Source organism: Corynebacterium riegelii (assembly GCF_001263755.1).
GTDB classification, from domain to species: domain Bacteria; phylum Actinomycetota; class Actinomycetes; order Mycobacteriales; family Mycobacteriaceae; genus Corynebacterium; species Corynebacterium riegelii.
Window position 1 is genome coordinate 538,226 of sequence record NZ_CP012342.1, and the last position, 23,831, is coordinate 562,056.

Consider the following 23,831-nt stretch of genomic DNA (forward strand, 5'->3'; position numbering starts at 1 on the left):
CCCTAGCGGGTGGATCTAGATCCACCCGCTAGATTCCAACCCAGTGCCCGCGCAGCGGGTCAAACGGGTCCAAGATGGGGTCGGTCTTTCCAGTAGCAATCTGCTGAGCAAGCAGCTTGCCGGAGACCGGCCCCAAAACAATGCCCCACATACCGTGGCCGCCGTTGACATACACGTTGGGCACCTTCGTTTGACCAACCAGCGGCAAACCATCAGGGGTGACTGGGCGTGAGCCCACCCACTCATCCTGGCGGCTGTCCCAATCCACGCCCTGGAACATGGGCTTGGTGGTGTGGATGATCGAATCAATACGCCCCGGCTGGAACGGCTCGTCCGGTCCGCGGAACTCCATGGTGCCCGCCACGCGGAAACGGCCCTCGTAGGGGGTACACGCAACCTTCTGCTCCGGCAGGTACACCGGGCACGTTGCCGGCTTGTCCGTTTCCACGCTGAAGGAGTATCCGCGGCCAGCCTGCACCATCGTGGTTACGCCTAGCTGACGTGACAGTTTTGGCAGCCACGCGCCGGTAGCAACAACTACAACATCCGGGTTGAGCCATTCGCCCGTAGAAAGTTTGACCGCAGGCTTGCGGGTGGAACGGACCTCCACAACCTCTACACCAGTGGTGATCGTGCCGCCGCGCTCCTCAATAGAAGCAGCGATCGCCTCACAGTACGGGCCGGGCTCAATGTAGCGCTGACCATCCAGCTTGTAGATGGCCCCGACCTTCTCGGTGAGCATAGGCGCGAACTCGCGTGCACGCTCAAGCGAAATCTTTTCAAACGGGATGTCCTGGCCGTGGCGGATAGCGCCCTCGACCTCGCCGAGGAAGCCCTTTGCGTCCTTCTCATTACCAAACCCGACAATGAACGGGGCGGGGTGGCTGGTAGCTTTCACACCACCGGCTTCAAGCTCATCAAAGGCAGCCAACGCCGCCAGGTCTGCCTGGGTCAGTCCCGCCATGGTGGTATCCCATGCGCGTGGGGTGGCATGCGCCATGAACTGGGCGACGAACGCCCACAGCTTGGCGTCTACACGCACCGGCACATCGAGTGCCGCGTGCTTATCAAACAGTGCGGTGGGGCCGTAGCGCCACAAACTTGGGTGTGAGAGGGGAATGGTCTTGCCTGGCGCCAGCCAGCCCGCGTTGCCCCAAGAGGCACCGCCGGCTACGCCGACACGATCAACAACCTCAACCTCATAGCCATACTCTTGCAAGTGCCACGCCGTGGCAAGGCCGGTCATGCCGGCGCCGATAACCAATGCCGTAGTCATACGGCAGAATCTACAGGTTAGACCTGCTTCATTTCTAGAGATTGGAGGCGAACTTCTCCGGCCTCATCGGAAGCGTCCAAATCCACCACGCCGTGCAGCTGAAACGCGTTGTCGCCCTCAGGATCTTTGATGATCTGGGTGACGCGCCACGTACGCGTTGTGGTATCTCCCAGGCGGAAATAGTCCGGGCCGCGGGCGTCAGCGCCAAGATCCAAATCGTCGTACTCGTCGAAGTAATCATCCATCGCCGCGGGCCAGTCAACGCTATCCGCTGGGTCGAGATAATCCAGCATGGTGGCAAGCTGGTCTTCCTTCTCGTAGGCAAATAGCTCCGTGAGACGGAAGAAGAAGTTGCGCACCATGATGGTAAACGCGCGACGGTTTGCAGTCAGCGCATTGGGATCTTCCACGCCGAACGCCAGCTCACGGTCAAGCGCCTCGCGCGAGATGGGGGAGTCCTCATCAGCCATGTGCGCCCACTCATCAATCAAAGAGGAGTCCACCTGGCGGATCATTTCACCCAGCCACACCGTGATGTCTTCGAGCTCATCGTTCATGTAGGCATCCGGGATGGAGTGGGAAAGGGTACGCCAAGCATCCGTAAGGTAGCGCAGCACGACACCTTCAGAACGGGCCAGCCCGTAGGTAGCAATGAGGTCTGAAAATGTCATGGCGTGCTCAATCATGTCGCGCACCACCGACTTCGGTGAGGGCTCAAACTCTTTCGCCCACGGGTTGCCCTCACAGAAGGTGGAAAACGCTTCTTCCAGTTCCTCTTCCAAGGGCTTGGGGTAGGTGACGTCCTCAATAATCGCCATCCGCTCGGTGTAATCTACCCCCTCCGCTTTCAGCGCTGCGATTTCCTCAGAACGCTCGTTGTTCTGCTGGGCCTGCAGAAGCTGGCGAGGGTCGTCCAAAATCGCCTCAAACGTGGAGATGACATCGAGCGTGTAGGTCTCGGATTCCGGATCTAGCAGGGAAAGAAACGCCAGCGCAAATGGGGAGAGCGGCTGGTTTAGCGCAAAGTCTCGATCCAGCTCCTGTGTAAGCGTGTAGGGACGGAACGCAGGCGAATCCGGGGTGCGCTCAACTACACCAGCGGCGATCAGACCACGGAAGAGGTCAACTGCCGCCAACACGTCACGGTTTTGCTTGGCACGGGTGTCATGGTTGGTGCGGATCAAATGCCGCATGTGCTCATAGCCATTACCGGGGCGCGCAACCACATTCAGCAACATTGAGTTAGACACCTGGAACTGGCTGGTCAACTCCTCCGGCTCAGCAGTGGTTAAACGCTGGAACGTCTTCTCAGACCAAGACACCTCACCATCACGCGGAGCCTTCTTGCGAAGCTTCTTCAGTTTCTTCGGGTCATCGCCAGCTTTTCGGCGAAGCTTGACGTTTTCAATCTCGTGCTCCGGGGCCTCCACAACCACGGTGCCCTCCGTGTCATAGCCCGCACGTCCTGCGCGGCCAGCGATCTGGTGGAACTCGCGAGACTTCAAGATCCGGCTGCGGGTGCCGTCATACTTGGCCAGGCCCGTCATCAACACGGTACGGATAGGCACGTTGATACCCACGCCAAGTGTGTCAGTGCCGCAAATAACCTTCAGTAGTCCAGTCTGCGACAGGCGCTCCACCAAACGACGGTACTTCGGCAGCATGCCTGCATGGTGGATACCAATGCCGCGGCGCACAAGCTTGGATAGCGTCTTGCCAAACGTGGTACTGAAGCGGAAATCCCCAATCTCTTCCGCAATACGCGCCTTTTCCTCAGCAGTCACAAACGTCATACTGGTCAGTGCTTGGGCACGCTCGGTGGCCTCACGCTGAGAGAAATGCACGATGTAAATCGGCGCCTTGCCGTCGGCCATCAGCTCTTCGATAGTCTCGTGCACCGGGGTAAACACGTAGTGGAAATCCAGCGGCACAGGGCGCTCGGACCCACCTACATAGCTGGTCGTTCGCCCAGTGCGCTCCGTGAGATCATCCTGCAGCCATTGCGTATCGCCCAAGGTTGCAGACATGAGCAGGAACTGCGCCTTCGGCAGCTCAAGCAGCGGCACCTGCCACGCCCAGCCACGGTCGGGCTCGGAGTAGTAGTGGAACTCATCCATCACCACCTGATCAATGCGCGCGTTAGCGCCCTCGCGCAACGCGATGTTGGCAACGATCTCCGCGGTGGCAGCGATGATTGGGGCGTTGCCGTTTACCGTGGCATCGCCCGTCATCATGCCCACATTCTCCGGGCCGAAGATCTCGCACAGAGCGAAGAACTTTTCACTCACCAACGCCTTGATCGGCGCGGTGTAAAACGAGCGCTGGCCACGCGCCATCGCAATGAAATGCGCCGCGTTGGCCACCATGGATTTACCCGACCCCGTAGGGGTAGCCAAAATAACGTTATCGCCCGCTAGAAGCGCAACAGACGCTTCCTCCTGCGCCGGGTAGAGCGAGATGCCACGTGATTGGGTCCAACGGGTAAACGAATCCCAGACCGCGTCTTCAAATAAAGACTCGGGCACATCCTCCAGGTCCGTCAGGTAATCAGCCAGCGTCACTCGTCACTATCCTCCGTCGGCGTCTCGTCGGTACTGGTTTCGTCGGTGCTGGTTTCGTTGGTGGGGTTCCACGCAACGTCGTCAAGCGGAAGCTCCCTGGCCCTGTCCCTATCCTCAATCGCAGCAAGGAAATTCTCAAACGCCTCAGAAATCTCCTCACCCGTGGGCAGCTCCGCCTCACCAGGCATCATCGCCTGCGGATTACGCTCACGGTAATCAGCCATCTCAGAGTCATAGTTCTTCTCCAACGCCTGCACCACATGCGCAATCTCATCCGACTGCGCCGTCTGCTCCGCCAGCTGACGCGACACTTTTGCCATATCCCGCTCAATGGAGCGCAGCGGCAGCTTCAGATTCACCGAATCCTCCAAAGACTGCAGCAGCTGGTACATGGCATGCGGATACGGGGAGGCGGCTACATAATGCGGCACGTGCGCCGTAAAACCAGCAACCTTGCGGCCACGCTTATGCAGCTCACGCTCAATCATGATCGCCGCAGCCCCAGGCACAGTTACCATGCCATCAAACGTAAACATGGAACCAACCAAATCCCGGTCATTACCATGCGCCGAAACTACAAGCGGACGAGTATGCGGCGTAGCCATAGGTGCGGAATACAAGCAGATGGTCTCCGAAACATCGAATCGCTCCGCCAAATCCGCCACAGCCTCCGAAAACGCCTGCCAACGAAGATCCGGCTCTGGCCCAGACAACAGCAAAAACGGTGTGCCAGCGTTGTCTTTGACCACACGCATATCCAACTCCAGCGGCTCCACGTTAGCGATCTCATGGTGGCGCAACGTCACCAGCGGGCGGCGCGAACGGTAATCAATCAGCTCATCATTATTAAATGTGGCAACGGTACGCGACTCCAGCGCAGCCTTAATGTGATCAGCCGAGCTCTCCACCGCGTGGCCAGCATCCGCATAGCCCTGCAGAGCAACGATCAGGGTAGGCCCCGCCGGGCTATCCCCGCCGACAGCGGGCGCGGGATACTCAAGTTCATACATGCGGCGTTCATCCGACATGGTCAGCCTCCTTCACAATCGCTGCCTAACAACTGCTCCCTACAACGCCATGGGCATTGCCTCCATTCCAACACACTCGGCTGCCCAGTGACCGCATAACGCCAGCACTGGCACCAAGGTGCAACGGAGGTAAGGAAAAATCTTGCAGCCGTGGGGAACCAAAGCTATCAACACGCGGTCTGAATATGCATGACACACTTTATGAATTCAGATACCGCAATTACCCACCCAGGCAACTTCATCGCCTCAATCCCCGGAGTCTTGGGCTACTACCCCCAAGAGTCCGTCATCATCGTTACCGCCTACGCCGAGCCAGGAAGCAGCGAGGCATTGTACGGACCCGTCTTCCGCGTCGACCTGAGCCTGGCCGACCGTCTCCAAGACGTACTTGACAGCGTGCCAGCCGAAGACATCATGGAAGCCGTCGGCCACTTCGCCATCCTGGTCACCCGCATCCCCAACTCAAAAACAGCCCGCGCAGCCATCAACACCCTGCTCGAACTCACAGACCCAAGTGGGCTCCCGCTTGTCGACGCCTGCTGGCACGCCTCCGAAATAGCCAACTACACCCCATACAGCCTCATCTTCGGACCACCCATGGACCAGCTCATCCGTGCAGGAGTACCCGACAGCTGGGTATCAGGCACTGTTGGCTCCGTCATGGCGCAACCCACCATGCAAGCACTCATCGCACAAGGCGCACTTCCCGAACTAGACAGGGAAGACACCCGCGCATACTTCGAACCCGAAGCAGGGCAGTGGGAAGCCACAAGTGCACAATGCACACAATTGCGACGCCGCGGTGCACGCCTTGTCGCCCACATCGCTCTCTACCCAGAGAAAGTCCGCACCGAAATGGAGCGAGCCTGCGAAATCCTCAAAGACGTAACCCCGCAGCCACTCATCGGTCAAACCTGCCGCCAAACAATCGAGGAGGTCTTCGGCACCACAGAAAACGCCGAACTCATCGCTACAACGCTGACCAAATCCAAACTGCGCGATTGCCTTTTCAATGTCGCACTCGAACACCCGCTGGAAACCGGAGTAGCAATGCTCACCATCGCCCGCGCCTACAGCGGCGCCATCCGAGCGAACGCACTGAGTATCTGGGCCGTCATTGCCGTGAAACTCAAGCTCTCAAACTGGGCAACTGCAGCCCTTGAAAGCGCCGAAGACGCACTGCCCAATCACTCGCTGTCCTACATCCTCAAACAGCTCCTGCGCGCCGGGCAACACGAAAACATGCTGGAAACCGCAGCACTTGGCTGCGATGAGATGTGGGAAGAACTGGCAGACCTAGAGCCTGAAACCCGTGAATACTAAGGCAAGTGCACGAGGATCAGCGTGCGCTATGGGAGGCGTCACCCAACTCCTGGGTAAACGCCCATGCGTCACGCACGATCCGGCCAAGCTCCGTACGGGTGGGGTTCCACCCGAGCTCCGCCTGGATCTTCTCCGAGGACGCAATCAGCACCGCAGGATCACCAGCGCGGCGGGGCGCAACCTCCGCTGGGATCTCATGCCCGGTGGCTTCCCGGCAGGCCTCTATAACCTCAAGCACCGAGTAGCCATCGCCGGAGCCAAGGTTGTAAATCTTGTGCTCGCCAGCCGTGTTAGCCTCCAGCGCAAGCAGGTGCGCATCCGCTAGATCTCGGATGTGGATGTAGTCGCGCACACAGGTGCCGTCCTTGGTCGGCCAGTCATCGCCAAAAACCATGATCTTGTCGCGGTAACCCATTGCCACTTGGAGCACAAGCGGAATCAGGTGCGTTTCAGTCTTGTGGTTTTCACCGATTGAGCCGTAGGCGCCTGCCACGTTGAAGTAGCGCAGGCTGGTTGCCGCCATCCCGTACGCCTGGCAGTAAGAGGTAATGGCGTAATCAATGGACAGCTTGGTTGCACCGTAAGGGTTAGTCGGGCGCGTTGGCGCAGTCTCTACAATCGGCACTTCCTCCGGCTCGCCGTAGGTTGCCGCGGTGGAGGAGAAGACCAGCGAGTTCACCCCATGGGTGCGCATGGAATCCAGCAGCTGGAGAGAGACGCCAAGGTTGTCGTGCCAGTAGGTTGCAGGTTCCGTCATGGACTCACCTACAAGGGAGCGGGCCGCAAAATGCAGCACGCCGTCAACATCACCAGCACTAAGCACGTGATCAATGACGTCTTCGATACGGCCCTCTACAAACGTTGCGCCGGCGGGCACCGCGTCACGGTTGCCTGTACTCAGGTCATCTACAACCACAACGTCATGGCCCGCTTCAAGCAAAGTTGCGGTACAAACGCTGCCGACATAGCCGGCGCCGCCGGTTACTACCAGTTTCAAAGGGGGTTCTCCTACTTGGTCAGCTCTACGCGTAGTGCGTGGGCGAATTCAGGTGCGAGCTCTACAGTCTCATCATCTTGGGTAGTCAGCGTTACGCCACCGTTTTCCAACGGGGTAAGCGTCACCGTCTGCCCAACGAGAGCCCCAAGGGAGATCACTGGGTTTTGCACCTCAGTGCCTTGCTGCAGGATCTCGCTGATCTGGACAACCTTGACGGTTGCCGGTTCATCCAGACGTAGGTCAACTGCGCGGGTCCCGTTCTGGGCATCAGTTGTGGAGGCTGCGCCAACATCTTCCAGGGACGGAATCGGGTTGCCAAACGGTGAGCGAGTGGGGTCCTCCAGCACCGCAACGACGCGACGTTCAACCTCATCACTCATGACGTGCTCCCAGCGACACGCCTCGTCGTGCACCTTGGCAATGTCCAAGCCAAGCACGTCGGTCAGCAGGCGCTCTGCGAGACGGTGCTTGCGCATCACAGCGGTGGCAAGCTTCCGCCCTTCAGGCGTGAGCGATAGGGAGCGGTCCCGCTCAACCACAATGAGTCCGTCTCGCTCCATGCGGGCAACGGTCTGAGACACCGTCGGCCCGGATTGCTCCAGGCGCTCAGCGATGCGCGCACGCAGGGGAGTGATGCCCTCCTCTTCAAGCTCGTACACGGTACGCAGATACATTTCCGTGGTGTCTACGAGATCACGCATAATCTTTGCCTCTCAAAACAAACGCAGTAGATACGAAAATACTTTAGCCAATCAGCCAAACGCTCGGCACATATGAAAGGACCCATCGGACTATCGACGGGCCCATGCACAGCTACAGAGCGTAATCACGCAGGCGATCTGCGCGCTCACCCACGCGTAGCTTCGCCATAACCTCACGCTCAATCTGGCGGACACGTTCCCGCGACAACCCGTACTGGCGGCCAATCTGATCAAGTGTGCGCGGCACACCGTCCGTTAAGCCGTAGCGCAGGCGGATAACGTCCTGCTCGCGCTGCTCAAGACCATTGATGATGTCCTGGATGTCATCATGCCGCAAGGCGGAAACCACAGCATCCTCAGCGTCGGTTGCCTCGGCGTCCTCGATGAAGTCTCCCAGCGGTGCCTCTTCATCCGCACCAACCGGCATGTCAAGGCTCACCGGGTCACGGGACTGGCGCAGCAGCATCTCAATCTTGGACTCCGGAATGCCAGATTCTTCCGAAAGCTCCTCATTCGTCGGTTCACGGCCCAAGGACTGGTACATCTCACGACGAATGCGTGAAAGCTTGTTTACCTGCTCTACCAAGTGGACTGGAAGGCGAATCGTGCGGGACTGATCAGCCATGCCCCGGGTAATGGCCTGACGGATCCACCAGGTTGCGTACGTGGAGAACTTAAAGCCCTTGGAGTAGTCAAACTTCTCCATAGCGCGAATAAGGCCCAGGTTGCCTTCCTGAATCAGATCAAGCAGCGGCATACCTCGGCCGGTATAACGCTTGGCCAGGGAAACAACGAGGCGCAGGTTTGCCTCAAGCAGGTGTGCGCGTGCTTTGCGGCCCTGTTTGGCCAGGATCTTCAGATCACGCTTCTTAGCGCGGGTGAGTTTGACCTCAGGGTCATCCAACAGGTGCTGGGCGTAAAGACCAACCTCAATCTGCTGGGCTAGCTCAACTTCTTCTTCCGCGTTGAGGAGTGCGGTCTTGCCGATGCCGTTCAAGTAAACGCGGACAAGATCTGCCGACGGGTTATCGTTGGTCTGGTTCCTGCGGCTGCCACGGTCAACCTCTTGGGTTTCTGCGGCATTGGCGTGATCCGGGGCATGATCCGGCTGAGTCAAGTGCTGCCTCCTCGATCCCTTTAATTTTTTGAGTCCATCTTGCTAACGCCGCCAAAGGCGAAAATGTTCCCGCAGTTCCAGACACACAGCATCCGTGCAGAATATGTACAGTCTGGCTTATGGGTTGACCGGTGTCCAATGGAATGAACATGGGATCCGATCACGCGTTATGTGATTTTTACCACGTGGTTTAGGGGTTGTCTATCGTTTCGGGATCAGGCCTCAACAATGACGGTAAACGGACCCTGATTCACGCTTGCAACCTGCATGTCAGCGCCGAAAATGCCCTCTTCAACATGAATATTTCTTTCGCGTAACGCTGTGGCAATCTTGTCCATCACGGGTTTGGCAACATCACCTGGGGCTGCGTCAGACCATGATGGGCGACGCCCCTTTGCGGTGCGTCCCATCAGCGTGAACTGGCTGACCAACAACACTGGGGCAGCAGCGTCGGTGACGCTGCGCTCACCGTCAAGGATCCGCAGCTCAGCGATCTTGCGTGCAACTGTTTCCCACGCATCCTCTGCATCGTTTACGCCCACGCCTACAAGCGCGAGGATCCCTCCGGTTTCAGGGCAGTCGATTGCTCCAACTACCTCGCTGTCCACAGTTACAGAGGCGCTGGACACACGCGTTAGCACTGCCTTCATTTGACTTCGCTCCTTCTTTGATCCCATCGTCGATTTCAGTGATATCAGCGGGGATGACCACACCGTGGCGCACCAAATCTGTAATCGCGGCTACGGCACTTTGTTCAAGCGCGGTAACGTCCTGATCGCTCTCTATCCCGCGTGATGACGCGAAGATCCCCACCACATCTCGTAGCACTAACCCATTCGGGTGTAGGCCGGCAAGCACCGTGCGCAGATCGGCGTTGATTTCGTGGGAGAAACGTGGGCCGTCTGTGCGGGTGACGCGTACTACCTCTTCTGTGAAGCCCATGCCGGTGTCCGTATCTGCAGCCGAGACCTCTTCAATCGCCAGACCTGGACGCACCAGAAACCTCGAATCCAGTACATCGTCTGCATCTTTGTCGCGCAGCCATGCGGCGCGGAGGAAATACTCCTCAACCTCAGGACCTAGGGGATCGGTAAACGGATGGCTGAGTTCCTCAGCGGTGATTTCGCTGGGGTGATCGCCAATGTCTCGCAAAAATACCCAACCGAACCCAATCGCGTGAACGTTGTTGTCATCGAAATGGGCAAGCCAGGCTTGGGTGCGTTCGATGGCTTCGGGCGAGCGTGGGTCAAGCGACTCATCTTTCAGCCAGGTAGACACGTACATGCCCGGATCCACCACATCACGCTGCAGTACCCAGGCACTGACGCCCTCCGATGGAAGCCACGACGCAACGCGCGACTGCCACGACTCATCAACGGTGTGCACCCAAGCGCCCAAGATGCATGCGGTGCCATCTTCAGCCAGGTGGTCAGGAGTCTCACGGACCACAAGTTCCGTTGCGCCGTCCAGGGACAAACCCGAATCCCGATATACGTGGCCAACCTCAGGCAACCCGACTACAAACGGCGGGTTTGCCACGATGCGATCGAACCGTTCACCTTCAACAGGAGCAAACCACGCACCTTGGCGCAGCTCGACGTTATCCACCCTGTTCGCGGCCAAGGTCACCTCGGCGAGGTCCAGCGCGCGCTGGTGAATGTCAGTAGCAACCACCTTGCGCGCAACGCCAGCCTGCGCAAGCGCCTGAACACCAGAGCCAGTACCTAAGTCCAACACTCGATCCACCGGCGTTACGGGGGTTGCAGACAGCAGTGACAGCGACGCGGCGCCCACACCCAACACGTGATCACGGCCGGGCACAACGTCAGTCACCGAAGCATCACAATCAGACACCACCAGCCGCTCATGCCCCGCAATCACATGTGGACGAATGTCAAAAGCGACGGTGACCTCACCGGAGGGGGTTGGGGTGGTCAACGTGGCGTCGATAAGCAAAAGCCCAAGCTCACGACCAAGCATCTGCGTTATCTGCTCTGGCGGAAACGGGCGGCGCAACAGGAAAAACCTAATCAACTGATCCAACTGCGAACCACCGCGCGTGGCGTGCAACACCACACCCGGCTCACCGCGGTACAGGGCATCCGTAGCATCCGGGCCCAAATGCGCCGCGATGCCGTCGGCGGTAAACGAGGCGGCTGACAAAATATCTGCAAGCTCACGCAATAACGAAGCATTGGGGATAGGGGAATTCACCACACAAGTTCCTTTACGCGGTTATCTGTCTGAGGGCAGCTACTCAGGCTTTTCTTCGTGCTCGATGATACTGAGCGCCCCCGTGCTGTCATCACTGCCCGAGGAACCAGCTTCCAACTCGGCGCGCCGCGCCGCCTCCAAGCGTTGCTCTTCTCGAATCACCGCAGGCTTATACACATTGCGCTGACGTGCATCACGCTTCTCACCCTGGCCATTAGCCACCATCACTGACAACCACGGCAGGGGAATAGAAACCACAAACAGGATCGAGGCGAGCCACCAGTTGTTCCACGCAAACGCAGAAACCATCGACAGCGCCAGTAACGGCATACGGATGCCCTGCAAAACCATGTACTGCTTCTCGCGCGAACGGCGATTGAGCTCAGGGGAACGCTGCGCATCTGTAATCAACACACGACGCCGCCTGCGCACACGCCGCTTTGTCGACGATGCCTCAACATCCTCAACATCCACATCAACCGTCGGCTGTTGATCGTGGAAGTGGTTATCCGTAGCGCCCATAGGCTTTTCACTCTAACGCATTGCTACACCCAGCCCGTTGTCCGAATGTGGGGTCCGTGGGGCATGATGGTTGGCGTGAATACGACGACGAAGACGCTCGAGCGCACAGACATACGAGAAGACACATCGTCGACCACCGACGACGGAACCCCAAAGTTCTTCCACTACGTAAAGAAGGACCAGATCATTGATTCCGCTGTCTCCGGCAAGATGGTGGTTGCACTTTGCGGGGAGACCTTCCCTGTGAAAAAGCAGGCAAAGCCGGGGTCCCCGGTGTGCCCGGACTGCGAGCGGATTTTTAAGGGGTTGCGCAGGAAGTGACCGCTTCCAACCTGCGCGCGTGGCAGCAGGAGGCGCTTGACCAGTTCATGCGCACCATGCCACGCGATTTTCTGGCTGTGGCTACCCCAGGTGCGGGTAAAACCACCTTTGCGTTGACGCTGGCGTCTCGCCTCCATGAGGCGAAGTCTGTGCAGCGCATCATTGTGGTGGTGCCAACGGAGCACCTGAAGCACCAGTGGGCGGAATCAGCGAAGCGTTTTGGGCTTTCGCTGGATCCGAATTTCACCAACTCGTCTGCCGTCAACGCGTCCTATGACGGCATTGTGGTGACCTATGCCCAGGTGGGTATGCACCCGTTTAAGCACCATGCGGTGGCGTCTGCGCGCAAGACCATGGTGATCTTGGATGAGATCCACCACGCCGGTGACGCCCGCAGCTGGGGCGATGGTGTGTATGAGGCCTATAACGATGTTGAGCACCGCTTGGCGCTGACGGGTACGCCGTTTCGTTCCGACGACTCGCAGATCCCGTTTGTCCGCTATGTCGAGGACGGCGAAGGCCACCTGATCTCCGAGTCGGACTACACCTACGGCTACGCCGAGGCGCTGCGTGACGGCGTTGTGCGCCCTGTTGTCTTCCTTGCCTATTCGGGTGAGGCGCAGTGGAAAGATTCCGCGGGGGAGGAGTATTCGGCACGTCTCGGTGAGCCGTTGAATGCGGAGCAGACCGCCAAGGCGTGGCGTACGGCACTGGATCCGAAGGGCGACTGGATTGCGGCTGTGCTGAGCGCGGCCCACACGCGTTTGTTGAAGCTGCGCGTCAACATGCCCGATGCTGGCGGCCTGGTCATTGCTACGAACAAGACCACCGCGCGCGCCTACGCTCGCATTTTGGAGAAGATCAGCTCCACCCCAGTCACTGTGGTCTTGTCAGATGAGCCGGGGGCTTCCGCGCGTATCGACGAATTCTCCGCCTCCACCGACGAATGGATGGTGGCTGTCCGCATGGTGTCTGAAGGTGTGGACGTGCCGCGCCTGGCGGTAGGCGTCTACGCAACCTCCGCCTCGACGCCATTGTTTTTCGCGCAGGCGATCGGCCGTTTTGTACGCTCCCGCCTGCCGGGGGAGTCCGCGTCCGTGTTCTTGCCCTCCGTGCCGGTGCTGTTGCAGTTGGCCGAGGAGATGGAAGTGTCCCGTGACCATGTTCTGGGCAAACCACACCGCGAATCCGGGTGGTCCGATGAGCTTCTGGAACAAGCGAACCGGACGCAAACTGAACCGGACGAAGAGTCCAACTACGAGGCCATCGGTGCTTCGGCGGAGCTAGATTCGCTGATTTTCGACGGCTCCACGTACGGCACCCCAACCCTTGCCGGCTCCGCGGAGGAACAAGACTTCTTGGGACTGCCGGGACTGCTTGACCCGGAGCAGGTCAAAGCCCTGCTGCGCAAGCGCCAAAGCGATCAGTTGGACGCGCGTGAGGCGGAGGAGAAGGCACGCAAGGCTGCCGAGCGTGCTGAGATTGAGCGGGCGAAAATCTACGGCGAGCCCGTCAAGCAGCCAGAGCCCGAGCATTCTGGTGCGAGCGAGGAGAGCGCCGCTGGCGTTGCTGCGGACGAAATCCCGCAGTTGCGTAAGGAACTCAACGCCCGAGTGGCCATTGTTGCCGGCAAGACCGGCCGACCGCACGGTGCGATTCATACCGAGGCCCGTAAGGCCTGCGGGGGACCGCCGACGGCGTTGTGCAACGCCGAACAACTCCGCGAGCGAATTAATTACCTCCGCGGCTGGTAGTTTCCGCAGAATCGGAGCCCTGCATTTTCGCCGAACGGCATCGGCGCCCCTCCTTCCGCCAGAATGGGGGGCGGCGCCAGAATAAGCGGCCGGCGGACAGCGTCGAAACACAGATATGCAGGACAAGATATGCAGGAGTAATGGTCAGAGCGTTTTTTCAATAAGACGCCGTTAATGAAAAATTCTCGTGACCTGGGGACCTGCATATCTTCCCCTGCATATTTGTTGAAACCAGACCGCCCAGCGCCAACGAGCACGACCGGCCACCACAAGACCTCATCCACTGTTCACAATCTCGGTGTGCGAATCAGCTACCTCTGCGGCTAGTAATTTCTGGCTGGTACAGTTTCTTCATACAAATCTCTAACGTAAGTGAGGAAAATCATGACCAATAACCCGAACAATGACGGCTTCAACCATCCAGAGGGCTACACCAGCTACGGCGAGAATAGTTACGGTGAAAATAACTACGGCGCCAACGGCTACGGCGAAAGCGGTTACGGCGAGGGTGGCTATGGGCAGCAGAACTATGACTCTGCTTACGGCCAGCAATACAACGCCAACGGCTACAACCAGCAGTACGCTCAGCCGGCTTACAGCACTGGTGCCGCTGCACCGGTGAACAACCTCGCGCTTGCGGCGTTGATCGTTGGCATCGTCTCCCTGCTACTGCTCCTGCTCTTTCCGTGGATTGCTGTCCCTGGCGGTATTGCCGCAATCGTGTTGGGCGTGATGGGCCAGCGCAAGGCCAAGGAGATTCAGGCGGCTGCTGGCGGGTACCCGGTGCAGACCCGCAAGGGAATGGCCATTGGTGGCCTTGTCACCGGTATCATTTCGCTCCTGCTTGGCGCAGCGCTGCTTATTTTCGGTTTTTGGATCTGGAACCAAGTGCAAGGCTGTGAGCAGTACATGGATGACCCTGCGGCACTTGAGAAGTGTGTTGAAGAGCGCCTGCTTGAAAAGTTTGAGAGCAACTAACCTGACGCAGTAACTAGCTGCCACAGTTTCGCAGGCACTAAAGCGACAAAGCTAAAGCCCGAGCAATTGCTCGGGCTTTTCCTTTGCGCCAGTGCAGTCCTACTTAGTCCTTAGTCCAGGTAGTCGCGCAGCACCTGGGAGCGCGACGGGTGGCGCAGCTTCGACATCGTCTTGGACTCGATCTGGCGGATACGCTCACGAGTAACGCCGTAGACTTGGCCGATTTCGTCGAGGGTGCGCGGCATGCCGTCGGTAAGACCGAAGCGCAGACGAACCACTCCAGCTTCACGCTCAGACAGGGTGTGCAGCACATCCTGCAGCTGATCCTGGAGCAGGGTGAAGGACACCGCGTCCACCGCGACAACCGCCTCGGAGTCCTCGATGAAGTCACCGAGCTGGCTATCGCCCTCATCACCAATCGTCTGGTCAAGCGAGATCGGCTCACGAGCATACTGCTGGATCTCAAGGACCTTTTCTTCGGTGATGTCCATTTCCTTCGCCAGTTCAAGCGGCGTCGGTTCACGGCCAAGATCCTGCAGCAGTTCACGCTGGATGCGGCCAAGCTTGTTAATTACCTCGACCATGTGCACCGGAATACGGATGGTGCGTGCCTGATCGGCCATGGCACGGGTAATGGCCTGGCGGATCCACCACGTTGCGTAGGTGGAGAACTTGTAGCCCTTGGAGTAGTCGAACTTCTCCACAGCGCGAATCAAGCCCAGGTTGCCTTCCTGGATCAAGTCAAGGAAAGCCATACCGCGGCCGGTGTAGCGCTTAGCAAGGGACACAACCAGGCGAAGGTTCGCCTCAAGGAGGTGATTCTTTGCCTTGCGTCCATCACGAGCAACAGCACGCAGATCGCGCTTCACGGTGGGGGTGAGCTTTGCCTCTGCATCTCCCTCTTCCGCCGCACGGGTCATCTCATCCAAGCGGTACTGGGCATAAAGACCTGCCTCAATGCGCTTAGCCAGAGACACCTCCTGCTCAGCGTCCAGCAGAGCAACCTTGCCAATTTGCTTGAGGTATGCGCGAACAGAGTCAGCGGAAGCGGTCAGCTGTGCGTCCTTGCGCGCCTGGCGCAGCGCAGCGGACTCCTCGATGTCCCAGACAGAGGCGCCCGAGCCTTCTTCCTCGTCCTCTTCGTCCTCTTCGTCCTCATCGCGTTCGACATCATCTTCATCGACGTCGTCTTCGTCTACGTCGTCTTCATCGAGACCTTCGCCAAAGTCATCCTCATCGTCTTCATCAAGAAGATCAGGATCGTAGTCAATATCGCGGCCGTCGTCCTCCGCATCAACCTCGTCATTGTCAAGGTTCAGCTCGGTATCAGTTGACTCAAGTGCCTCATCAACTGCAGCTTTTACCGCCGCCTTACGCGTGGTCTTCTTTACTGCCTTCTTCGCAGTCTTCTTGACCGTTTTCTTGGCGGTCTTCTTCGCCGTCTTCTTCACAGCCTTTTTGGCGGTTTTCTTCGCGGTCTTCTTGGCCGTCTTTTTCGCCGTCTTCTTGGCAGTTTTCCGGGCGGGCTTAGCTGCTGCCTTACCAGCCGCGCTGTCAGAGTCGCCGCCGGAGGCAGTCACATCCGCGTCATTGACGGAATTAGTGCCCGAAGCTTTCCTGGCTACCACGTACGCCCTTTCGCCTATTGAACAAATACGGTCCCGCTATTCAGAACGCCCATAGTAACAGCGGACGAGAAATAATATTCCACCGACCCGCCGCGCAGAGCGTCAAATCATGTTATGGCTTGACGTGTTCATACGCCGCCATCGCGGCGCCCACAATACCTGCACGGTTGCGAAGCTTCGCCGGAATGACCGGCACATCCACCGTCAGACGCGGCACCCACTTGTCAGCCTTGCGGGAAATACCCCCGCCAACAATGAACGCGCTCGGGTTGAACAGGCGGTCAAACTCGTGCAGTACCGTATCTACGCGTTTAGCCCAGTCCTTGAAACTCAGGTCCTCGTTGTCTTTGACTGCGGAGGACGCGAGGTGTTCGGCCTCCACTCCGTCGATAAGCAGATGGCCCAATTCGGTATTTGGAAACAGCTTGCCGTCCGCGAAAAATGCGGAGCCGATGCCAGTGCCAAACGTGAGGAAGATGGCACCGTTTTGCTTGGCCTGCTCCTCGCCAAAAGCGACTTCGGCAAGGCCGGCCGCATCTGCGTCATTAAGAATGGAGAGCTCCCGGCCAGGCAAGTGTGTGGCCAAAAGGTCATGGCAATTGGTACCAATCCACGCTTTATCGATATTGGCAGCAGTCACCGCGACCTGATTTTTGATCACGCTGGGCAACGCAACGCCAACTGGGCCGTCCCACTCGAGCTGACGCACGACCTCTGCAACCACTTCACCAACTGCCTTGGGTGTGGCCGGTTTCGGGGTGGTAATTTTCACGCGCTCAGATACGAACTCACCCGTATCCAAATCAACAATTGCACCTTTGATACCGGAACCGCCGACGTCAATACCCACGCCTAAGTTGGAAGTTGTCATACCGGCGAGTCTATCGCCACCGCGGCGCTGCTTGCACCTCTGGCACGATGGGGCCATGCCTAAGACCCAGAGCACGACCCCAAGCCCCGAAGAACTCAAAGACCTCTGTGTGCAGCTTGCTCGTGAGGCGGCCGCACTCGTGGCCCACCAGCGTGACTTCCTTTCGCGCCACGGCTCGATTGCGCAGGTCACCTCAACCAAATCCTCCGCAGTAGACCCAGTTACGGCAGTGGATAAGGCATCCGAAGCCCAGATTGTGCGCCAGCTTCGGCAGCTTCGGCCAGACGATGGGATTGTTGGTGAGGAAGGTGCAAACGTTGCGGGAAGCACGGGCGTGAGTTGGGTCGTCGACCCTATCGACGGCACCGTGAACTTCCTCTACGGCCTTCCTGCCTATGCCGTGTCAGTGGGGGCGGCGATTAACGGCCAGTTTGTCGCCGGATGCGTAGTAAACGTTGCCAACGGCGATTGCTACTTCGCAGCAGCCGGGGCAGGGGCGTGGGTTGAGCGTGAGGGCGAGACGGTGCAGCTTCGAGCTTCCCGTGCGGATGACACGGCGACCTCGCTTGTAGCTACCGGCTTTGCCTACGACTCTGCTTGGCGTGCAAAGCAGGCAGTGTTGTTGCAGCGGATCTTGCCGCGCGTGCGCGACATTCGCCGTTTCGGCTCCGCCGCATTGGACCTATGCCATCTTGCAGAGGGGAGGGTGGATGCCTACTACGAGCACGGCACACATCCATGGGACTACGCTGCAGGAGCTGTGATCGCGGCTGAAGCAGGAGCAACAATCCAGCACCCTGGCCTGGAGGATCAAGGGGCGATTGCGGCACCGGTGATTGCCGCTGCGCCGCGTGTGTGGGATAGCTTTGTAGACCTCCTGGAATCCAGCGGTGCTACACAACCAATGGAGGGATAATAAATTACCCCCGTTACCCCTATTTACCAGCTTTGATGACAGAAATGCTTGTGTGTTTTAGTATTCCGCTGATACCGGGCCCTCTCGGAGGCCCGTAAACACGTAACACAGCTGGAGGAATCACACCATGGCTACCGACTACGATGCGCCGCGCCGCCGGATGGACGACGACATCGAGACCGACTCTCTCGAAGGCCTGAAAGCCGCGGAAGTTGCTGGCAGCAGCATGGATGATGACGGTGAAATCGTCGAAGCGTTTGAACTGCCCGCACAGGAGATTTCCGGTGAGGAGCTCAACGTTGAGGTCAAGCCGCGTCAGGATGACGAGTTCACGTGCTCGTCCTGCTTCTTAGTGCAAAAGCGCAAGCGCCTTGCATACGAGGAGCCGAACGGCGCCATGATCTGCCTGGACTGTGAATAGAACTGACTGCGGCTAATTACGCGGTCTGGCCGCTAGGGGTGGGCGGCCGCTGCCTGTTCGGGCAGGAACGTTTCCAGTACTCGTTCCGGGTTGCGGGTGGCAATCATCCAGTACGGGGTGGGATCTTCTGGATCATCGAGCACGAGTAGGACGTGTTCCGGAACCCAGGTGTGGGACACCAGGAACGCGGCTGGGTCAAGCTGACGGCCAAGTGCGTTCTGGCGCGCAGATGCCGGCACCACGGTTGAACGCGTTACTACGTTTGCTGGCAGGTTCGCGTCTTCGACGATGAGCCAGCGTGTGCCATCTGCGTCCATTTCTACTTGGACCACTGTCTTTGACAGCCAAATGAGGAACCACAGCACCATCGCCCCGATGAGGATGAGCGGGATGATGAACCACCAGATATTGCGGTTGAGTCCAAATTGGCCCGCCAGCAGCAGCGTCAACCCTAAACCGGTGGCCCACCAGTACCAAGGGACCCACTGGCGCTCCGTGTAGAGCACTTGCGGGGAAGCGTTCGGGGAAACGTTGTTGTCGGTCACCCATCAAACCTTAGTAGGGTTGGCTGGGTGAGCGAATTAGTACTGACTGACCTTCCCCCCTTGCGCGTGAAGCGCCTCGACCCGGACATCCCAATGCCGTTTCGTGCGCATGCTGGCGATGCCGGCGCAGACCTTCACTCCGCTGAAGACATTACGTTGCAGCCAGGGCAGCGTGCGCTGGTTTCCACAGGCATTGCTGTTGCGTTGCCAATGGGCACCGTTGGGTTGATCCATCCCCGTTCTGGACTTGCGGCAAAACAGGGACTGACCATTGTGAACGCCCCCGGCACTGTGGATGCGCAGTACCGTGGTGAGCTGAAGGTGTGCTTGTTGAACACGGATACAACCACCCCGATTGAGATCACCCGCGGGATGCGCATTGCCCAGTTGGTGGTGCAGAAAGTGGAGCTGGTTGATTTTGTTGAAGTGGATGAACTGGATGACACAGAGCGCGGTGCGGGCGGTTACGGTTCTACCGGCACCCACTAAAGTCAGCTGAGAAGCAACACGTGAAGGAGCATGAAAACCATGGCGATTTGGCCGTTTGGTAAGAAAAAGAAGGCAAAGCAGGAGCAAGATGCGCAGCAGTCGATCAAGGAGACCACGACTGAAGATGCTGCTGTAGCAACCTCTGAGGACACAGACGTCTCGTCGGCTGCAGCCCAGCCGGAGGCTGAGACGCCGGCAGCCACCGGTGCGGCAGTTGCTCAAGCTCCTGGCACCACCAAGATTGAAAACTACGACCCAGTTGGTGGCTCCACCGGCCCGTTTGACGGTGATTCGGTTGAGATCGAAGACTTTGACTTCACTGATTTCTCGGATGTAACGCTGAACCTTGGTTCTGTCCGTATCCCGATGCCGAAGGGCTCTCAGGTCCAGGTTGAGATGGGGGAGCAGGGCCCGAAGATGGTCCACATTGTTACTGAGTTTGGCCGTCTGACTCCAGTGGCGTTTGCAGCCCCGCGCACCGGTGGTCTGTGGGAGGAATCCTCCGAAGAGATCGGTGAGGGTATGCGTTCTGAGGGCATGCCTATGCACTTTGAAGAGGGCCCGTGGGGGCGTGAGGTTGTTGGTGGGGGCACCAACGGCCTGATCCGCATTATTGGTGTGGAAGGTCCACGTTGGCTCTACCGTGTAACGCTTGCTGCGCCAACTGGCCGCGAGGAACAGCTCGCACAACTTGGCCGCGAGGTTGTTGCCCGTTCCTTCATCTACCGTGGCCAGGACGCAATCCTTTCCGGCAACTCGCTTCCGGTGACCCTGCCGCAGCAGTTGGCTGCCCAGGTACAGCAGGCAGTTCAGGCTCGTGCTGCTCAGACGCAGGGCCAGGCTGCGGGTACTACGGGTGATGCTCCAGCAACCCCGAGCCCGAACGCTTTGTCGGATGCGCTGCGCCAGATTCTGGAGCAGAGCGAAGCTAGCCGCAAGAACGACTAGTGGTCACTGAAGCGCAACACGTCACCGTCACGGTGGCACGTATGGCCCATGGTGGCGAGGGCATCGCCCAGCTTGACGACGGTCGCGTGGTCTTCATCGCCGGCACCATCCCCGGCGACACCGTTGAGGCTCGTATTACGAAGTCCAAGAAGCGCTGGGCGCGCGCAGAACTGGTGGAGGTACGCACGCCGTCTGAGATGCGCGTGGCGCACACGTGCCCGGCAGCCGCTGCTGGTGCTGGCTGTTGCGACTTCAGCCACATTGCCCCAGAAGCGCAGCTTGGACTCAAAACAGAGATCTTGCGTGGTCAGCTGCGTGCACTCGCACAAGCGGAAAACGCAGAGGAACTGCCGATTGAGGCAGTGAGCCTTCCGCCGTCGACGCATTGGCGCACCCGAGTGCGCTTGGGCGTGGACGACCACGGCCGCGCCGGGGTGCGCAAGGCCCGCTCGACTGAGGTTGTTACCTCCGCTACGTGTACGCAGCCGGTTGTGGGGCTTATGGATTCGTTGCCGAGTTTTAGCCCGGGTAGCGAGGTTGTTGCTGTTATGGACAGCACCGGTGCTCGCCATATTGTGCAGACCACTCGCGCTATGCGGGGCAAAAGGGTGGAACACATTAACACCGTGGTCGAGGGATCCGGTGAGGTCACGCAGCGCATTGAGGCAGGTTACGGGTCTTCGACCTTTCAGTTTCCTGCAACCGCCTTCTGGCAGGCGCACACAGCTGCGCCGAACGCTTACGCCAGAGTCATCGAGCAGTGGGGCAAAGGCACCTACAAGTCGGACGTGGCGTGGGATCTCTACGGCGGTGTCGGCGCGTTTGTACCTGCTATCCATGCGGCGACTGGCGGTGCGAGCGTAATTTCGGTGGATTACTCGCCATCAGCAACATCGCGTACGCAGCCAGCACTAGACGGCATTGATGTGCGGGTTGTGGCTGAGAGGGTTGAGCGGGGCGTCGATAAGCTTGAAGCCCCAGGGCTTGTAGTGCTTGACCCGCCGCGAACCGGCGCGGGTGCACAGGTGGTGGCTGCGATCGCGGCGAAGGCTCCGGAGCGGGTCATTCACATTGGGTGTGACCCGGCGACCTTTGCTCGTGACGTTGCAGCGTGGCGCGAAGGCGGCTACGAAGTCAAGCGGCTCGGCTTGATCGATGCGTTTCCGAATACGCACCACTTTGAAACGATCGCAGTACTTGAACCGCGCTAAGCCCAAACGATTCTTTGCCTTAGCCGCCGCGTGTAAGATTGCGGGGAAGTTAGTAACCGATAGGAGTGCACATCAACCGTGAGACTGCTCGAGACAATCGCTTCGCCGGCAGACCTTAAGGGGCTGTCGCAGGAAGAGTTGAGCCAGCTTGCGGATGAGATTCGCCAACTTTTGATTGAAAAGGTGTCCGCTACTGGTGGTCACCTGGGCCCAAACCTGGGCGTGGTTGAGTTGACGATTGCTCTGCACCGAGTGTTTAACTCACCGCAGGATCCGTTCATTTTTGACACGTCGCATCAGTCGTATGTGCACAAGATCCTGACTGGGCGTGCGGGACAGTTTGATACGTTGCGTCAGCGCGGCGGCCTGTCTGGCTACACCTCACGCGCGGAATCAGAGCATGACTGGACGGAGTCCTCCCACGCGTCTGCATCCTTGTCTTACGCGGATGGGTTGGCGAAGGCGAAGCAGCTGCGCGGTGAAGAAGATGACCACGTGATTGCTGTGGTGGGGGATGGCGCGTTGACTGGCGGTATGTGCTGGGAGGCGCTGAACAATATTGCGGATGGGGACCGCAACGTGGTCATTGTGGTCAATGACAATGGGCGCTCCTATTCGCCGACCATCGGTGGTTTTGCGGCGAACCTGGCGCGGCTGCGTGATCAGTTTGCGCAGATTCGGATCCAGCCTGGCTATGACGAGGTGATGGAGTCCGGCAAGAAGACCCTGAAGTCTATGGGCTGGGTAGGCGAACGGACCTTTGGCGCACTCCAGGCACTCAAAGCTGGCGTGAAACACCAGGTGGTGCCCACAGAGATGTTCTCTGAACTGGGCATGAAATACGTCGGCCCTGTGGATGGGCACGATTTGAAGTCTTTGCTGAACGTGTTTAATTACGCCAGCACCTACCGCGGCCCGCTGATTATCCATGTGCTGACGGAAAAGGGACACGGCTTTGCCCCTGCGGTGAACAATGAGGCAGACCAAATGCACTCTACGGGTGTGATTGACCCGGTGACAGGGAAGTCGCTGTCCAAATCGGCCCCCGGTTGGACGTCGGTGTTTACCCAGGAGCTGTTGAAGGCTGGCCGTGAGCGCGATGACATCGTCGCAATTACTGCGGCGATGGCGGGGCCGACCGGCCTTGCGCCGTTTGCAGAAGAGTTCCCAGACCGCTTCTTTGACGTTGGCATTGCGGAGCAACATGCCGTGGCATCTGCAGCCGGTCTTGCGCTTGGCGGCATGCACCCTGTGGTTGCGGTGTACTCCACGTTCCTGAACAGGGCATTTGATCAGTTGCTTATGGACGTTGCGTTGCTCAACCAACCCGTCACCCTTGTCTTAGACCGCGCAGGTGTAACGGGTACTGACGGCGCGAGCCACAACGGCGTTTGGGATATGGCGCTGACCTCGATCGTGCCTGGCATTCGAATCGCTGCGCCACGTGATCCGGAGCGTTTGCGCGAAACGTTCCGCGAGGCGATTGCGGTGGAGGACGGGCCGACGCTTGTGCGCTTCCCGAAGGGCACGGTGGCGGACAACATTGATGCCGTTGAGCGTTTGGATAGCGGCGTCGATGTGCTGCATGTACCCGCAGGTGAGGTAGATGAAGACAGCGATGACAACGTGGACGTGCTGCTGGTCGCTGTTGGTACGTTTGCGGAGTACGCCATGCAGGTGGCTGCGGACCTTGCCGCCGACGAGATCCGTGTCACCGTTATAGACCCGCGCTGGGTGGTTCCGGTTTCGCCCGACATCGTATCTCTGGCCGTGGACCACGACATGGTGGTGGTCTACGAGGACGGCATCGTGCGCGGCGGTGTGGGCTCTGCAATTGGGGAAGCCTTGGCCGCGGCGTCGGTGTCGACGCCAGTGCGCCACCTGGCATTCCCGGATATTTTCCCAGAGCATGCCTCACGCGGTGAGCTGCTGGCCCAATACGGACTTGATCCAGTCTCCGCCGCACAGCAGCTGTGCGAGTGGGTGGCCGGCCTGGAGGACTGTTAGGCC

22 protein-coding genes are annotated in these 23,831 nt (G+C 58.9%); 10 read left to right on the forward strand and 12 right to left on the reverse strand.

What is annotated here, in order from left to right:
- Positions 1 to 28 precede the first annotated feature (28 nt).
- The 3 genes from AK829_RS02570 to AK829_RS02580 are packed head-to-tail and all read right to left on the reverse strand — an operon-like array spanning position 29 to position 4,865.
- Complete coding sequence (locus AK829_RS02570; RefSeq protein WP_052203987.1) at positions 29 to 1,276, reverse strand: NAD(P)/FAD-dependent oxidoreductase; 1,248 nt, start codon at positions 1,274 to 1,276, stop codon at positions 29 to 31.
- Between the two features lie 17 nt (positions 1,277 to 1,293).
- On the reverse strand, positions 1,294 to 3,837 hold the full coding sequence (locus AK829_RS02575; RefSeq protein ID WP_052203990.1) for a DEAD/DEAH box helicase: 2,544 nt from the start codon (positions 3,835 to 3,837) through the stop codon (positions 1,294 to 1,296).
- Positions 3,834 to 4,865, reverse strand: coding sequence for a PAC2 family protein (locus tag AK829_RS02580; protein ID WP_052203992.1), 1,032 nt, complete (start codon positions 4,863 to 4,865; stop codon positions 3,834 to 3,836). Before AK829_RS02580 ends, AK829_RS02575 begins: the two co-directional genes overlap by 4 nt.
- 201 nt (positions 4,866 to 5,066) lie before the next feature.
- On the opposite strand from AK829_RS02580, the gene AK829_RS02585 reads away from it, so the two are divergent.
- Positions 5,067 to 6,188 carry a DUF4192 domain-containing protein gene (locus AK829_RS02585; RefSeq protein WP_052203994.1) on the forward strand — a complete coding sequence of 374 codons (1,122 nt, stop codon included), beginning with the start codon at positions 5,067 to 5,069 and terminating at the stop codon, positions 6,186 to 6,188.
- 16 nt (positions 6,189 to 6,204) lie between these two features.
- Here AK829_RS02585 and galE read toward each other — a convergent pair whose 3' ends face one another.
- The 6 genes from galE to AK829_RS02615 all read right to left on the reverse strand — a co-directional run bounded on the left by galE (position 6,205) and on the right by AK829_RS02615 (position 11,739).
- Positions 6,205 to 7,185, reverse strand: a complete 981-nt coding sequence (gene galE / locus AK829_RS02590; RefSeq protein WP_052203996.1) for a UDP-glucose 4-epimerase GalE — start codon at positions 7,183 to 7,185, stop codon at positions 6,205 to 6,207.
- An 11-nt stretch (positions 7,186 to 7,196) separates the two neighbouring features.
- Positions 7,197 to 7,886: a metal-dependent transcriptional regulator gene (locus AK829_RS02595; protein WP_052203998.1), complete on the reverse strand. Its 690-nt coding sequence runs from the start codon at positions 7,884 to 7,886 to the stop codon at positions 7,197 to 7,199.
- Between the two features lie 112 nt (positions 7,887 to 7,998).
- Positions 7,999 to 9,003: a sigma-70 family RNA polymerase sigma factor gene (locus AK829_RS02600; RefSeq protein WP_052204000.1), complete on the reverse strand. Its 1,005-nt coding sequence runs from the start codon at positions 9,001 to 9,003 to the stop codon at positions 7,999 to 8,001.
- A gap of 215 nt (positions 9,004 to 9,218) precedes the next feature.
- A complete protein-coding gene (gene dtd / locus AK829_RS02605) occupies positions 9,219 to 9,653 on the reverse strand; it encodes a D-aminoacyl-tRNA deacylase (protein ID WP_052204002.1) in 435 nt (144 codons plus the stop codon).
- The gene (locus AK829_RS02610; protein WP_232305772.1) at positions 9,574 to 11,217 is read right to left on the reverse strand and encodes a DUF7782 domain-containing protein; all 1,644 of its coding nucleotides are present in this window, start codon (positions 11,215 to 11,217) and stop codon (positions 9,574 to 9,576) included. Before AK829_RS02610 ends, dtd begins: the two co-directional genes overlap by 80 nt.
- A gap of 39 nt (positions 11,218 to 11,256) precedes the next feature.
- Positions 11,257 to 11,739 (reverse strand): DUF3099 domain-containing protein, encoded by a 483-nt coding sequence (locus tag AK829_RS02615; RefSeq protein WP_083439719.1) that lies wholly within the window; start codon positions 11,737 to 11,739, stop codon positions 11,257 to 11,259.
- A 63-nt stretch (positions 11,740 to 11,802) separates the two neighbouring features.
- Here AK829_RS02615 and AK829_RS02620 point away from each other — a divergent pair, with 63 nt between their 5' ends.
- From AK829_RS02620 to AK829_RS02630, 3 genes are all read left to right on the forward strand, one after another.
- On the forward strand, positions 11,803 to 12,060 hold the full coding sequence (locus AK829_RS02620; RefSeq protein ID WP_371327056.1) for a DUF3039 domain-containing protein: 258 nt from the start codon (positions 11,803 to 11,805) through the stop codon (positions 12,058 to 12,060).
- A gap of 47 nt (positions 12,061 to 12,107) precedes the next feature.
- Positions 12,108 to 13,814: a DEAD/DEAH box helicase gene (locus AK829_RS02625; protein WP_052206340.1), complete on the forward strand. Its 1,707-nt coding sequence runs from the start codon at positions 12,108 to 12,110 to the stop codon at positions 13,812 to 13,814.
- 384 nt (positions 13,815 to 14,198) lie between these two features.
- Entirely contained in the window at positions 14,199 to 14,792 is a 594-nt protein-coding gene (locus AK829_RS02630; protein ID WP_052204004.1) for a DUF4190 domain-containing protein, read from the forward strand.
- A 110-nt stretch (positions 14,793 to 14,902) separates the two neighbouring features.
- On the opposite strand, the gene AK829_RS02635 is transcribed toward AK829_RS02630, so the two are convergent.
- Positions 14,903 to 16,420 carry an RNA polymerase sigma factor gene (locus AK829_RS02635; RefSeq protein ID WP_083439720.1) on the reverse strand — a complete coding sequence of 506 codons (1,518 nt, stop codon included), beginning with the start codon at positions 16,418 to 16,420 and terminating at the stop codon, positions 14,903 to 14,905.
- Positions 16,421 to 16,532: 112 nt separating this feature from the next.
- Positions 16,533 to 17,291 carry a polyphosphate--glucose phosphotransferase gene (gene ppgK / locus AK829_RS02640; protein WP_052204007.1) on the reverse strand — a complete coding sequence of 253 codons (759 nt, stop codon included), beginning with the start codon at positions 17,289 to 17,291 and terminating at the stop codon, positions 16,533 to 16,535.
- Between the two features lie 55 nt (positions 17,292 to 17,346).
- Here ppgK and AK829_RS02645 point away from each other — a divergent pair, with 55 nt between their 5' ends.
- Positions 17,347 to 18,207, forward strand: a complete 861-nt coding sequence (locus tag AK829_RS02645) for an inositol monophosphatase family protein (RefSeq protein WP_052204009.1) — start codon at positions 17,347 to 17,349, stop codon at positions 18,205 to 18,207.
- A gap of 127 nt (positions 18,208 to 18,334) precedes the next feature.
- The gene (locus AK829_RS02650; protein WP_052204010.1) at positions 18,335 to 18,628 is read left to right on the forward strand and encodes a DUF4193 domain-containing protein; all 294 of its coding nucleotides are present in this window, start codon (positions 18,335 to 18,337) and stop codon (positions 18,626 to 18,628) included.
- Between the two features lie 32 nt (positions 18,629 to 18,660).
- Here the strand turns inward: AK829_RS02650 and AK829_RS02655 are convergent, their stop codons facing one another.
- The gene (locus AK829_RS02655; RefSeq protein ID WP_052204012.1) at positions 18,661 to 19,173 is read right to left on the reverse strand and encodes a DUF3093 domain-containing protein; all 513 of its coding nucleotides are present in this window, start codon (positions 19,171 to 19,173) and stop codon (positions 18,661 to 18,663) included.
- 42 nt (positions 19,174 to 19,215) lie between these two features.
- On the opposite strand from AK829_RS02655, the gene dut reads away from it, so the two are divergent.
- From dut to dxs, 4 genes are all read left to right on the forward strand, one after another.
- Positions 19,216 to 19,662, forward strand: coding sequence for a dUTP diphosphatase (dut, locus tag AK829_RS02660; RefSeq protein WP_083439890.1), 447 nt, complete (start codon positions 19,216 to 19,218; stop codon positions 19,660 to 19,662).
- A 39-nt stretch (positions 19,663 to 19,701) separates the two neighbouring features.
- Positions 19,702 to 20,610, forward strand: a complete 909-nt coding sequence (locus AK829_RS02665; protein ID WP_052206341.1) for a DUF3710 domain-containing protein — start codon at positions 19,702 to 19,704, stop codon at positions 20,608 to 20,610.
- Positions 20,610 to 21,821 (forward strand): class I SAM-dependent RNA methyltransferase, encoded by a 1,212-nt coding sequence (locus AK829_RS02670; RefSeq protein ID WP_269745060.1) that lies wholly within the window; start codon positions 20,610 to 20,612, stop codon positions 21,819 to 21,821. Before AK829_RS02665 ends, AK829_RS02670 begins: the two co-directional genes overlap by 1 nt.
- A 78-nt stretch (positions 21,822 to 21,899) precedes the next feature.
- Positions 21,900 to 23,828 (forward strand): 1-deoxy-D-xylulose-5-phosphate synthase, encoded by a 1,929-nt coding sequence (gene dxs / locus AK829_RS02675; RefSeq protein ID WP_052204016.1) that lies wholly within the window; start codon positions 21,900 to 21,902, stop codon positions 23,826 to 23,828.
- The last annotated feature ends 3 nt before the right edge of the window (positions 23,829 to 23,831 follow it).

Coding starts and splice junctions, on each gene's coding strand:
- AK829_RS02570 (WP_052203987.1), bottom strand. CDS start 1,276: ATGACTACGGCATTGGTTATCGGCGCCGGCATGACCGGCCTTGCCACG.
- AK829_RS02580 (WP_052203992.1), bottom strand. CDS start 4,865: ATGTCGGATGAACGCCGCATGTATGAACTTGAGTATCCCGCGCCCGCT.
- AK829_RS02585 (WP_052203994.1), top strand. CDS start 5,067: ATGAATTCAGATACCGCAATTACCCACCCAGGCAACTTCATCGCCTCA.
- AK829_RS02595 (WP_052203998.1), bottom strand. CDS start 7,886: ATGCGTGATCTCGTAGACACCACGGAAATGTATCTGCGTACCGTGTAC.
- dtd (WP_052204002.1), bottom strand. CDS start 9,653: ATGAAGGCAGTGCTAACGCGTGTGTCCAGCGCCTCTGTAACTGTGGAC.
- AK829_RS02615 (WP_083439719.1), bottom strand. CDS start 11,739: ATGGGCGCTACGGATAACCACTTCCACGATCAACAGCCGACGGTTGAT.
- AK829_RS02620 (WP_371327056.1), top strand. CDS start 11,803: ATGATGGTTGGCGTGAATACGACGACGAAGACGCTCGAGCGCACAGAC.
- AK829_RS02625 (WP_052206340.1), top strand. CDS start 12,108: ATGCGCACCATGCCACGCGATTTTCTGGCTGTGGCTACCCCAGGTGCG.
- AK829_RS02630 (WP_052204004.1), top strand. CDS start 14,199: ATGACCAATAACCCGAACAATGACGGCTTCAACCATCCAGAGGGCTAC.
- ppgK (WP_052204007.1), bottom strand. CDS start 17,291: ATGACAACTTCCAACTTAGGCGTGGGTATTGACGTCGGCGGTTCCGGT.
- AK829_RS02645 (WP_052204009.1), top strand. CDS start 17,347: ATGCCTAAGACCCAGAGCACGACCCCAAGCCCCGAAGAACTCAAAGAC.
- AK829_RS02650 (WP_052204010.1), top strand. CDS start 18,335: ATGGCTACCGACTACGATGCGCCGCGCCGCCGGATGGACGACGACATC.
- AK829_RS02665 (WP_052206341.1), top strand. CDS start 19,702: ATGGCGATTTGGCCGTTTGGTAAGAAAAAGAAGGCAAAGCAGGAGCAA.